This window comes from Jezberella sp., from assembly GCF_964834465.1.
On record NZ_CBAZRM010000015.1, the window covers coordinates 24,614 to 35,901 of the forward strand.

The following is an 11,288-nucleotide window of genomic DNA, read 5'->3' on the forward strand; positions in this document are numbered from 1 at the left end:
GTAATAACAAAATCACAGACAACCGTGACAATCTTGTGCAGCAGTACTCAGCGTAAAAAGTTTGCTTCGTTCAACCTTGTTGCGATCTTCGGTCGTGATCGAACTTTCGGCCCACACTAACGTCGCGAAACTCAGGGTGAGAACAGAAATGAAAATGGCTAAGGCTTTCATCAGACGACTCCTTTTTGACGGTGTCTTTTGAGATTGACGTGAAAAATGATTTGAATCGCCGAAGTAAAAAACCAACCGACACTATTTTTTGAAGGTGATGCGCGGTGCGCCTTAACGCCTTTGGCGTCGTGATCTTGCGTCAGATCCAGAATGCGACTGAGTTCGTGAACACGAGGATGGCGTGAGATCCTTGCTCGATTGATTTGCTGCTCATCAGTGAATGGCTTCATCATCAAACTCCCTCGTCACAGACATGCTAGGACATTAAAATGTCAGTCGTGTGATGCTGTCGTGTCAACGGCATGACAGACTAACTTTTACGCAGGCAACGCGCTGATGCGCCATTGTTGATGCGGGATACGATGCTAGAGTCAGTGCAAATATCGTGCCAAAACAATACTGACACAGTTATCCCACTATTTGAGAAAGTCGAGAAATATCGTGCGCCACGTCAGTGCCGAACGAACATGGTTGGTGCTTCAAGGGTGAGATGGTCAATGTTGTGTCTCGTCACCATACAATCAATGCTTCATGTCTAAACAACGCTTGATTTATAATTTATCAAAGATCGGACAAGATTGGTTCTGCAGCGATGTTGCATAACGTTGATGGACAAGGCCAGAGAATGCAGCGAAGAAAGTACTTAAGACTCTTACCGGCTGGCCTTTTACTAGGGATCAATACATCATTGGCTATCACGCAACGTCCGTTGCGTAAAATTGGCTTTCTTATCCTGAACGGTGGCTATGAAGAAGAATGGCAAGCCCTCACCAAACGGCTTGAGTCACTCGGCTGGATTGATGGCGAAAACATCCAGATCGTCTACAAATATTCAAAAGACAACGTCTCAAAAATTAAGGCTCTGACCGAAGAGTTAGTCGCAGAAAAAGTAGAACTTATCGTCGTCACCGCCTCCCAGGGGGTCGTGGAAGTCATTCAAGTGACGAAAGACACACCGGTGGTCGGTGTAGGTATGATCGACCCTGTGAGTGCTGGTTTTGTGAAGAACCTCGCTCGCCCTGAGTCAAATGTCACTGGCACGTCTTATCTATCGAATGACGTGGGCAAGAAGTTACTCGAGCTCGTGCAACTGCTTCAGCCGCAGTCGACATCTATCGCGACCTTCATCAACTCGAGTGGCAAGCTCAGAGCCCACTTGGTTGAGCTATTTAAGACCAATGCGGCGACCTTCGGGATGAACTACGAACAGTACTTCCCCAGCAATGCGGCCGAAATCGAGCGGGACTTCAAAGACTTAGTCAGTAAAGACATCAAAACATTGATTGTCCTGCTCAATCCGCTTTATGTGACGCAAAGGTTTCAACTGAGCAATTTGAGCTTGAAGTACAAAATCGCCACCTACACACAATGGGCGAAGTTGGTGAGTGCTGGGTTATTGGTCAGTTATGGTAACGATGTGGCCGAAGCATACTCGAACGGGGCACTGTTCATCGATCGAATCCTGAGAGGGGCTGCGCCTCAAGAGTTGCCCATCTATCAGGTATCTGCTTTTGAAACAGTCATCAACCTCAAGACCGCCAAAGCCCTAAATTTGCCCCTAAACCAAGAATTGCTGCTGCGCACTGACCGATTTGTCGAATAAATAAAAATTACAAAATCGACTCAGACAGGCTATAAAGTGCCGATGAAAGCATTCATTATGATGACATTGATTGTTTGCCACACGCTTGGATGGGCGCAGTCAACGACGTGCCAAGGCACACCGGCGACATGGGATCTTTGCGCCGGCAAATCCAATTACCCAGACGGCTCAAGCTATGACGGCATGTGGAAAAGAGGTAAACCGCATGGTTCGGGCACGTTACGGCGAGCCGATGGCGGCCAGTACTCAGGGCAATGGTCCTACGGCAAACCGAACGGCAAAGGCACTTTTACCTACCCCGGCGGACGGCAATATGTCGGCGATTTTCTCAATGGCGAACCTAACGGCCAGGGCTCAACCACGTTTCCGGATGGTACGCTGTACGTCGGCGATTTTAAAAATGGGTTGCCTGATGGCCGTGGCACCTTGACGATGCCCACTGGACGAAAATTCTTCGGCGACTGGAAGAACGGTAAGCCACTGGTGAAAAATTTAGAGCAGAAATAGTGACATTACTGATAGTATTACGGGCTATAGAGATCCGTCTCGCCTCAAGACCTAGTCGATCAAATCTTGTAGATACCCTTCGGAGAGTTCAATGACTTCACGTCGTCAGTTTATCGGTCAATCCGCCGTTGCCGCCTCTAGCCTCGCCTTCCCGATACTGGGATTCGCTCAGCAAAAAACCGTGAAAATCGGGGTCATTCATCCGGTGACCGGGGCGCTGGCTTATTCGGGCCAGCAATGTCGCGAAGGCGTGTTGATGGCGATTGAAGATATCAACAAGACGGGCGGTATCAAATCCCTGGGTGGGGTGACCATCGAAGCCTTGCTGGGCGACGCTCAATCAACCCCCCAAGGTGGCACGGCTGAAGTTGAAAAAATGAATGAAGCTGGCGTGAGTGCCATTCTGGGTGCCTACGCATCTGCAATCTGTCTGGCAACAACCCAAGCGGCTGCTAAATACAATCTGCCCCATGTCGTCGATGTGGGTGTGGCTGATCAGATCGTCGAACGTGGTTTGAAAAACACCTTCCGTTTCGGGCCTGGCTACAAAAAGTGCACACAAGTCGGCATCTCGAATCTGAATGTCCTCAACACGATTGCCGGCAAACCCGCCAAAACCGTCATGATCATTCACGAAGAGTCGTTGTTTGGGACGGGCACGGCGAATCTGCTCGCCAGCGAATTGCCAGGCTATGGGTTCGAAGTGAAGGAAGTCATCAAGCACGCGAACCCGACCCGTGACTTCAACAACATTGTCCTGCGGATGAAGCAGATCAATCCAGACATTGTTATCCCTGCCAACTACTACAACGAATATGCGCTGTTGTTGCGCACAATGCAGCAACAAAAAGTAGCCCCAAAAGCAGTCTATTCGGTATTGGGTGGTGCAGCGTCAAGCTATAAGTTTGTGAAAGAGTTTCCCGATGCGGCCAACGGCATCATTGATTGCAATCACTGGTTCAACCCTCAAGACAAACGCGCGCTTGCACTGAAAAAGCGGGTCGACGCCAAGGGCTTGTTCTTCAGTTACGAAATCTTCATGTCTTATACGGCAATGATGTTGCTTGCTGACGCGATCGACCGTGCGAAATCAACAGACCGTGCTGCGATTACTGAAGCGCTCGCGACAAGCACCTTCGGCAACCATTTCATGCCTTATGGCGCCACCAAATTCGTTGATGGTCAAAATGTCGGCGCACAACCGCTCATGACACAAGTTGTCAAAGGCGACATCAAGGTCATCGTGCCAAGCGATTACCGTGAGGTTGAGCCGATGTTTCCGATGAAAGGTTAAGGCTCAACAACCTATCACGGCATGTTTGATTTATCGATTCTTTTCACCTCAGTTTTAAATGGCATCACGACTGGCGCTGTTTATGCACTGATCGCGCTAGGGCTCACCCTCATTTATGGTGTGCTTCACATCATCAACTTCGCACACGGTGCGTCGCTGATGATTGCGCTATACGGTGTGTATTTCTTGAAAGAACAGTTAGGGGTTGATCCCTATCTGGCGCTACCGGTCGTGGTCGCCACGATGTTTTGCCTTGGTTACGCCTTGCAACGAGGCGTCATCAATCGCGCCAGTCATGGCAAAGATGAAAACATTCTGCTGGTCACGCTGGGCATCTCGATTGTGCTCGAAAATTTGGCGCTGCTATTTTTTAAATCGGATACTCGCAGTATCGACACTGCCTACACCCTAGCCACGATAACCCTTGGGCCAGCAATGATCGCTGTCCCCAAAGTCGTTGCCTTCGTCGGTGCATTGGTGGTGTCCGCCATTCTTTTAGGCATCATGCGCTATACCGATCTCGGCCGTGCCATCCGAGCGGTCGCCAAAGAAAAGCAAGGGGCGCGCTTGATGGGCATCGACGTCGATCATGTCTATGCCATGTCTTTCGGCATTGGACTAGCTTGCTTGGGTGCGGCCGCATGCTTTTTGTTACCGGCGTATTACGTCAATCCTCAGGTCGGCAACGGCTTTGTTCTCGTAGCATTCACGATTGTGGTTCTCGGTGGGATGGGTAGTTTTGTCGGTGCGTTGTTAGGCGGTTTGCTGATCGGCGTGGTCGAATCCATTGGCGGTCTTTACCTGGGCGAGTCCTTGGGGCAAGTGGGTATTTTTGTGATTTTTATTGCCGTCTTGTTGTTTCGACCCCAGGGATTATTCGGAGCCCGCACATGAAAGATGTTCGCTCCATTGCACTATTTGCCTTGCTCATTGGGCTAGTACCGGTTTTTACGCAGTCAGGGGTCGCGCTGAATTTTGTCATGATGGCGTTGTACGCCTGCTTGCTCGCGCAAGCCTGGAACATCCTTGGCGGCTATGGCGGTCAATTCTCATTTGGTCACGCCCTGTTTTTTGGTACTGGCGCTTACGTACAAGCGATTGCGCAAATGCAAGGTGGCTTGAATCCCTGGCTGACGCTGATGCTTGCGGTGCTATCAGGATCAGGGGTTGGTCTGTTGATCGGTGCAGTGTCATTTCGGTATGGCCTCAAAGGGTCGTACTTTGCCTTGATCACCCTGGCATTTGCCGAAGTGTTTCGAGTCGTGGCGCTTTCCGTGCCTTTCACAGGCGCGGGGGTTGGCTTAATGTTGCCGCTCAAAGAATCCGTCGCGAATATGCAGTTCGCGGATAAGGCTGGTTACGTCTGGTTGATGTTGGGGTTAGTGACCGTCGCACTGTCTGTCACCGCTTGGCTTCGTCATTCTCGTTTTGGTGCCTATTTGCAAGCGGTACGGGATAACGAAGACGCGGCCAGAGCCATCGGGGTCAACCCCTTCAAGGTCAAACTCTGGGCCACCATCGTGTCAGGTGGTTTGATGGCGGCGGGGGGGGCGTTTTACGTTCAGGTCTTTCATTACATAGATCCCGGTCTTGCGTTTGGCCCAGCGACCTCTATCGAAGCGCTTGTTGGCGCGATTGTTGGGGGGATGGGTACCCTTTGGGGGCCAGTGCTTGGTGCTGTGGTGCTGAACCTTCTCGGTGATGTCACTCGGAATATGTTTGGTCAGTTGCCCGGGATCAATATGGTTATTTATGGATCCGTATTAATTCTGATCATGTTGTTTATGCCGCGAGGTATCAGTGGCGTAGGTCAACCCTGGCGCAAACTGCTCAGGGGCACGAAGGATCCATCATGAACCTGTTGACGGTGAGTCAGCTATCGCGCAGCTTTGGGGGGGTTAAAGCCGTTCAAAACGTCAGCTTGCAGATACCGGCTGGTAGCCTCACGGCATTAATTGGCCCCAACGGGGCTGGCAAGACTACCTTATTTTCGCTCATTTCCGGCTTTACAATCCCAGATACTGGTAGCGTGACGTTTAATGATGTCGATATCACCGGTCAGGCCCCGCATATCAATGCGACGCTCGGGCTGACGCGAACGTTTCAGATCGTTCAACCCTTTGCGGGTCAAACGGTACGAGAAAACATTGCCGTCGGTGCCCACCTTAAACATGCCAAAAGAGCAACCGCTCTGAGTGCTGCAGAGTCGGTCGCAGATCGCGTCGGGCTCGCGTCCCAGCTAGACAAACACGCCAAGGACTTGACGGTTGCTGGTCGTAAGCGCCTTGAGCTTGCTCGTGCACTAGCAACTCAACCGAAACTGCTCTTGCTCGACGAAGTGCTGGCCGGCCTGAACCCTCAAGAGATTCAAGAGATGTTGCCCGTCGTACGGGGGATCGTAGACAGTGGCGTGACCGTGCTGATGATCGAACACGTGATGCAAGCGGTGATGAACCTTGCTCAACATGTGTGGGTATTGGCACAGGGCCAGCTCATCGCAGAGGGATCACCGACCGAAGTCACACAAAATGTACACGTCATTGAAGCGTATCTAGGTCACGGGACGGCGGCGCGTTTACGCAAGACTCACCAGGAGAACACATGACCGAGCTGCTAAGCGTCGATCGTTTGCGCGCTGGCTACGGGCCTGTTGAAATCCTGCGCAATATTGATCTGCTAGTAAATCAGGGCGAACTGGTTGCGCTGCTCGGTAGCAATGGCGCCGGCAAAACAACACTCAATGGCGTGATGTCAGGTCTCGTTCGCGCTTGGTCAGGACGCGTTTTATTTGATGGGCAGGATCTCACCAACGCTCATTACCGTCAGGTCGTGCAAGCGGGTTTGATTCAAGTCCCGGAAGGCCGGAAGGTGTTTCCCAACCTCAATGTTCGCGAAAACCTTGAACTAGGCGCCTTTACCCGTGCGCGTGCGCGTCGAGCAACGAATTTGGATCGTGTGTTTGAGACCTTCCCTCGTTTGCGTGAGCGTCAGACTCAGCTGGCTGGCACCATGAGTGGTGGCGAGCAGCAAATGCTGGCGATTGGCCGCGGCATGATGGCAGAGCCGAAGTTACTCATTCTGGATGAGCCCTCACTCGGCTTATCCCCTTTGCTCGTTGAAGAAATGTTCACCCTGATTGCGAAACTGCGCGAAGAAGGGTTGGCCATCCTTTTGGTTGAGCAAAACGTTGGACAATCGCTTGAGATTGCCGACCGCGCCTACGTCATGGAAAACGGCAACATTCGTTTCAGCGGTACACCTTCAGAACTATTGGCCAGTGATTCACTGCGCCAGGCATATTTAGGCGTTTGATCATGACGATGAAGAAACATACAGACTCGGGCACACTCGACCCTGTCACTTTGGCTGTACTCAAAGGCCGTTTAGAGCAAATCGCCGATGAAATGGATGCAACGCTTTATCGCAGTGCTTTCAACCCCATCATTGCTGAAGCGCATGATGCGTGTCACGGTCTTTACGATGCCCAAAGCGGCGATACGCTGGTGCAAGGTAAATCTGGATTACCCGTGTTTGTGGGCGCCATGGCCTTTGCAGTGCGCGCAGCGGCCCGCATCGCCGACGCGCGTGGCGGCATGGTCGATGGCGACACGTGGCTTTTCAACGACCCCTACGAAGGCGGTACGCATGCCAATGATTTTAAATTGGTCAGGCCGTTTTTTCGCCAAGGAAAACTCTTCTGCTATCTCGCTTCAGCAGCCCACTGGCATGATGTCGGCGGCGCCGTGCCAGGTAATTACAACCCAGGCGCCACCGAATGCTGGCAAGAAGCGGTGCAAATCCCTCCCGTGCGCATCGTTAGGCAAGGCCAATTAGACGATGACGTGCTGGCCATCTTGAAAGCCAATACTCGATTGCCCGATAGCCTATGGGGTGACTTAAACGGTCAACTCGCGGCGCTTGAGCTCGGTGTCAAACGCTTGCATGGTTTGCTCGACGAATATGGCGATGCTGTTGTGTTGCAAGCGATGGGTGAGTTACGCAAACGCGCGCTCATCCTGATGCGGGCACACATCCAACAATTACCTGACGGTCACTATCGTTTTGACGACCTGCTGGATAATGACGGGGTCAAAGATGAGTTGCTGACGATTGCGCTGGACATGACGATCAAAGGTGATCGGATGACTCTCGATTTTTCGCGCACCTCGCCCCAGTGTGCTGGACCAGTCAATATCTCGCGAGCAACTGCGGTCGCAGCTTGCTATGTGGCGTTAAAACATGTCTTCCCCGATGTACCTGCCAACGCAGGGGTGCTGGATGCGGTGGACGTGGTGATGCCAGATGGCCTAGTCATTACTGCTGCTCGACCTTGCCCTGTGGGTGGCTATACAGAAACAATTTTGCGCATGATTGACGTTATTTTCAGTGCCACTGCCCAAGCAGACCCTCAGCGCGCTGTCGCTCATGCTTATGGCACGATCAACGCCCTATCCATTGCAGGCCATCGAACCGACCCCGCCCGTCAGGGACAGCGCTGGGTCATGTTCAGTTTTTTTGGTGGAGGACATGGCGGCCACAGTGGCGGAGATGGTCTGAGCCACGGCAACGCACCGATTTCAACGGCGACCATTCCACCGCTTGAGATCCTTGAGTCAGCTTACCCCGTCCGCTTCACACAGTGGGCGTTGCGACCAGATTCAGGGGGCGACGGCCACCACCGTGGCGGTTTGGGTGCCATCTATGAAATCGAGTTGCTAGAAGATCAAGCTGAGGCGTTTATCTTCGGTGAACGGGGCAAAGCATCCCCTAAAGGGATTGCGGGTGGCGGCGAAGCCCGAGCCAATGTATTTTCTTTCCAGCAATCGGGAGAATGGTGCAAACCACCTATGGTCTCCAAGATGCTTGGCATTAAGCTCAAGCGTGGCGAACGTGTTCGACTCGAAACCCCCGGGGGAGGTGGCTGGGGCTTGGCCCAAGCGCGCAGTCAGACCGCCCGCCAGCAAGATTTGGATTTAGGTTATGTCACCGCTCATCCCACCCACACCAAAAAGGCGCAAGCATGAGTGAGCAAAACGCCCTCCCTCCACATCTTGTCGTCGGCGTGGATGTCGGCGGCACATTTACCGATCTGTTCGTGCTGAATGAACTCGATGGTTCAGCCCGCATCATCAAAGTCCCCTCGACTCGAGGTGAAGAGGCTCGTGGTTTCATGAACGGTGTTGCCCGTATCAATGAGGGCCAGCGCAACCAGCATGAGGCAGGCAATAGCGCGGCCTCACTCGCTACGATTGTGCACGGCACAACCGTAGGCACCAATGCGTTACTTGAACGTAAGGTGGCTCGCACAGGCATTCTCACCACGCGGGGATTTCGCGACGTCCTCGAAATGCGTCGCCGCGATCGCCCTCAGACGTGGGGCTTACGGGGAAGTTTCACGCCCGTCGTGTCACGCGACCTGCGCCTCGAAGTTGACGAGCGAGTGCTCGCGGACGGTAGCGTGCACACCCCTGTCGACCTCGATCAAGTTCGCACACAAACGCAGGCCTTGCTTGATGCCGGTTGTGAGGCTGTCTGCGTTTTCTTTATCAACGCCTATGCGAATCCCAGCAACGAACAGCAAGCGGTGGCCTTGGTTCGCGAACTCTGGCCCAACCCATACGTTACCTCTGCCAGTGAAGTCTTGCCTGAGATTCGCGAGTTTGAACGATGCTCGACCGCAACCCTGAATGCCGCGTTGCAACCGGTCGTGGGCAGCTATCTTGCAAGGCTCGACGATGACTTGCGGGCGCACGGCTTTAGCGGCGAGTTGCTCATTGTCCAAAGCAACGGTGGCGTCATGTCACGAGAAACCGCCTGCGACATCCCCGTTCGCACGGCGCTGTCAGGGCCCGCTGCAGGGGTCATCGCCTGCGCCGCGGTGGCACGTGCCTCGGGCTATCCCAATGTGATCACCGGCGACATGGGTGGCACCTCCTTTGACGTGTCGCTCGTGGCCAACGGTGAAGCATCCTTAGCGGCGCAGACTTCGATCGATTTCGGGCTCGTGGTGCGTTCGCCCATGATTCAAATTGAGACCATTGGTGCCGGTGGTGGGTCTATCGCCTCGGTCGACGCCAGTGGCATGCTGCAGGTTGGCCCAGAATCTGCGGGCAGTATTCCGGGGCCAGTCTGCTACGACCGCGGCAACACGCGTCCCACCGTGACGGATGCCAACGTGGTACTGGGCCGCATTGCTGCTGACCGTCCGTTGGGCGGTGGTTTGCTCAAGGCACTGAACGCAAGAGCGGCTGAAGAGGCGATCCGGCAACATCTGGCCACGCCCCTAGGTCTAGACGTACTCGCTGCGGCTGAGGCTATTCTGACCGTTGCAAACGCCAAGATGGCTGGGGCCATACGAGTCGTGTCCATCGAACGTGGTCATGATCCGCGTCAATTTGCTTATATGCCGTTTGGCGGTGGGGGTGCCTTGCACGTTTGCGCCATGATGCGTGAGGTTGGTGTGACCACAGGTATTGTGCCACGCTATCCCGGTGTCACCTCTGCACTGGGTTGCGTGATGGCCGATATGCGACACGACGCAGTACAGACGCTCAACCAGTCACTCAATAGTCTCGACCTGGCACACTTGCAAACGCGCGTTTCGGACTTGGCTAAAGCTTGCCAGACAAGGCTCGATTCTGCAGGCGTGAAGTTTGAAAGCATTCAAGAAGTGGTCGCGCTCGACATGCTGTATATGGGCCAAACACATACCTTGCAAGTCCCTATTGAGGCCAACCACCTTACGCTCGAGCATATCCAAGCCGCTTTCGAAAAGGCTTACGCAGCCTCCTTTGGTCGCATACTCACTGGCCTTGTGATTCGGGTAATGAATCTGCGCTACGCCCGCATTGGCGTGCGTCCAAAGTTTGACCTTGCTGTGCTCGCCCCCAAAGGGGCAGGCAGTACAACACCCCTGGGGGTGCAGCGGGTTTATCATGCCGGTCAGTGGTGGGATGCGATTCGCTACGCCCGATTGGATTTGCCGGTTGGTTCAAAGATTTCAGGGCCTGCGATCCTTGAACAAGCTGACACAACCGTCTGGCTTGAGCCTGAGTTCACTGCGCGTGTCGATACGCTTGGCAACCTGCTGGTTGAAAAGGTCTCAGCATGACCACTAGCCTCAGCAAACACCGCGTGGCACTCGTTGTGATTGATTTGCAGAATGATTTCTTGTCGCCACAGGGTGCCTACGCACGGGGCAACACCGTTAATCCGGCGGCGGCGCAGTTGGCACCTCGGATTGTGCCGGCAGCGCAAATCGTCAAGCAACACCAAGGGTTAGTGGCTGCCAGTCTGTTTACTTTGTGGCCTGATACAAACGGCGAGCCCATGATATCCCCTCATTTGCTTGAACGCAGACCATTCTTACGCCAAGGGGATTTTGCACCCGGCAGTTGGGGGCAGGCCAACATCGACGAGATGGCGCCTTGGGTCGATGTATCAGTTTGTAAGGTTGCCTTCTCTGCCTTCTTCAATACCCAGTTAGATTGGGTGCTCAGACGGGCAGGCATCGATACCGTGGCGGTGTGTGGCATTCTCACCAACGGCGGGGTTGCAAGCACGGTGCGGGATGCGCATATGCGTGATTATCACACCATCGTTTTGAGTGATGGTTGTGCGACCTTTACTGAAAGCGCCCAACAGGCGGCGCTGGCAGACATGCGCACCGTGGCTGACGTCATCACCTGCCAAGAGTTTATTGCAAGTTTTTAA

General features: G+C 53.6%; 12 protein-coding genes. 10 read left to right on the top strand and 2 right to left on the bottom strand.

Annotated elements, in window-relative coordinates; all coding sequences use genetic code 11:
• Nucleotides 1-12 precede the first annotated feature (12 nt).
• On the bottom strand, nucleotides 13-171 hold the full coding sequence (locus AC1W8Y_RS12345; RefSeq protein ID WP_482014788.1) for a hypothetical protein: 159 nt from the start codon (nucleotides 169-171) through the stop codon (nucleotides 13-15).
• Nucleotides 171-404: a hypothetical protein gene (locus AC1W8Y_RS12350; RefSeq protein ID WP_482014789.1), complete on the bottom strand. Its 234-nt coding sequence runs from the start codon at nucleotides 402-404 to the stop codon at nucleotides 171-173. Before AC1W8Y_RS12350 ends, AC1W8Y_RS12345 begins: the two co-directional genes overlap by 1 nt.
• Before the next feature lie 359 nt (nucleotides 405-763).
• Here AC1W8Y_RS12350 and AC1W8Y_RS12355 point away from each other — a divergent pair, with 359 nt between their 5' ends.
• From AC1W8Y_RS12355 to AC1W8Y_RS12400, 10 genes are all read left to right on the top strand, one after another.
• Nucleotides 764-1,774 carry an ABC transporter substrate-binding protein gene (locus AC1W8Y_RS12355; RefSeq protein WP_482014790.1) on the top strand — a complete coding sequence of 337 codons (1,011 nt, stop codon included), beginning with the start codon at nucleotides 764-766 and terminating at the stop codon, nucleotides 1,772-1,774.
• 42 nt (nucleotides 1,775-1,816) lie between these two features.
• Nucleotides 1,817-2,281 carry an MORN repeat-containing protein gene (locus AC1W8Y_RS12360; protein ID WP_482014791.1) on the top strand — a complete coding sequence of 155 codons (465 nt, stop codon included), beginning with the start codon at nucleotides 1,817-1,819 and terminating at the stop codon, nucleotides 2,279-2,281.
• Nucleotides 2,282-2,372: 91 nt separating this feature from the next.
• Nucleotides 2,373-3,575, top strand: coding sequence for an ABC transporter substrate-binding protein (locus AC1W8Y_RS12365; RefSeq protein WP_482014792.1), 1,203 nt, complete (start codon nucleotides 2,373-2,375; stop codon nucleotides 3,573-3,575).
• A 21-nt stretch (nucleotides 3,576-3,596) separates the two neighbouring features.
• Nucleotides 3,597-4,469, top strand: coding sequence for a branched-chain amino acid ABC transporter permease (locus tag AC1W8Y_RS12370; protein ID WP_482014793.1), 873 nt, complete (start codon nucleotides 3,597-3,599; stop codon nucleotides 4,467-4,469).
• On the top strand, nucleotides 4,466-5,431 hold the full coding sequence (locus tag AC1W8Y_RS12375) for a branched-chain amino acid ABC transporter permease (RefSeq protein ID WP_482014794.1): 966 nt from the start codon (nucleotides 4,466-4,468) through the stop codon (nucleotides 5,429-5,431). The genes AC1W8Y_RS12370 and AC1W8Y_RS12375 overlap by 4 nt, the downstream gene beginning before the upstream one ends.
• Nucleotides 5,428-6,180 (top strand): ABC transporter ATP-binding protein, encoded by a 753-nt coding sequence (locus tag AC1W8Y_RS12380; protein WP_482014795.1) that lies wholly within the window; start codon nucleotides 5,428-5,430, stop codon nucleotides 6,178-6,180. The genes AC1W8Y_RS12375 and AC1W8Y_RS12380 overlap by 4 nt, the downstream gene beginning before the upstream one ends.
• A complete protein-coding gene (locus tag AC1W8Y_RS12385; RefSeq protein ID WP_482014796.1) occupies nucleotides 6,177-6,887 on the top strand; it encodes an ABC transporter ATP-binding protein in 711 nt (236 codons plus the stop codon). Before AC1W8Y_RS12380 ends, AC1W8Y_RS12385 begins: the two co-directional genes overlap by 4 nt.
• A 2-nt stretch (nucleotides 6,888-6,889) precedes the next feature.
• Nucleotides 6,890-8,599, top strand: a complete 1,710-nt coding sequence (locus AC1W8Y_RS12390; RefSeq protein ID WP_482014797.1) for a hydantoinase B/oxoprolinase family protein — start codon at nucleotides 6,890-6,892, stop codon at nucleotides 8,597-8,599.
• Nucleotides 8,596-10,686 carry a hydantoinase/oxoprolinase family protein gene (locus AC1W8Y_RS12395; protein ID WP_482014798.1) on the top strand — a complete coding sequence of 697 codons (2,091 nt, stop codon included), beginning with the start codon at nucleotides 8,596-8,598 and terminating at the stop codon, nucleotides 10,684-10,686. Before AC1W8Y_RS12390 ends, AC1W8Y_RS12395 begins: the two co-directional genes overlap by 4 nt.
• On the top strand, nucleotides 10,683-11,288 hold the full coding sequence (locus AC1W8Y_RS12400; RefSeq protein WP_482014799.1) for a cysteine hydrolase family protein: 606 nt from the start codon (nucleotides 10,683-10,685) through the stop codon (nucleotides 11,286-11,288). The genes AC1W8Y_RS12395 and AC1W8Y_RS12400 overlap by 4 nt, the downstream gene beginning before the upstream one ends.

Coding starts and splice junctions, on each gene's coding strand:
- AC1W8Y_RS12370 (WP_482014793.1), top strand. CDS start 3,597: ATGTTTGATTTATCGATTCTTTTCACCTCAGTTTTAAATGGCATCACG.
- AC1W8Y_RS12385 (WP_482014796.1), top strand. CDS start 6,177: ATGACCGAGCTGCTAAGCGTCGATCGTTTGCGCGCTGGCTACGGGCCT.
- AC1W8Y_RS12345 (WP_482014788.1), bottom strand. CDS start 171: ATGAAAGCCTTAGCCATTTTCATTTCTGTTCTCACCCTGAGTTTCGCG.
- AC1W8Y_RS12365 (WP_482014792.1), top strand. CDS start 2,373: ATGACTTCACGTCGTCAGTTTATCGGTCAATCCGCCGTTGCCGCCTCT.
- AC1W8Y_RS12350 (WP_482014789.1), bottom strand. CDS start 404: ATGATGAAGCCATTCACTGATGAGCAGCAAATCAATCGAGCAAGGATC.
- AC1W8Y_RS12400 (WP_482014799.1), top strand. CDS start 10,683: ATGACCACTAGCCTCAGCAAACACCGCGTGGCACTCGTTGTGATTGAT.
- AC1W8Y_RS12390 (WP_482014797.1), top strand. CDS start 6,890: ATGACGATGAAGAAACATACAGACTCGGGCACACTCGACCCTGTCACT.
- AC1W8Y_RS12355 (WP_482014790.1), top strand. CDS start 764: ATGTTGCATAACGTTGATGGACAAGGCCAGAGAATGCAGCGAAGAAAG.
- AC1W8Y_RS12380 (WP_482014795.1), top strand. CDS start 5,428: ATGAACCTGTTGACGGTGAGTCAGCTATCGCGCAGCTTTGGGGGGGTT.
- AC1W8Y_RS12375 (WP_482014794.1), top strand. CDS start 4,466: ATGAAAGATGTTCGCTCCATTGCACTATTTGCCTTGCTCATTGGGCTA.
- AC1W8Y_RS12395 (WP_482014798.1), top strand. CDS start 8,596: ATGAGTGAGCAAAACGCCCTCCCTCCACATCTTGTCGTCGGCGTGGAT.
- AC1W8Y_RS12360 (WP_482014791.1), top strand. CDS start 1,817: ATGAAAGCATTCATTATGATGACATTGATTGTTTGCCACACGCTTGGA.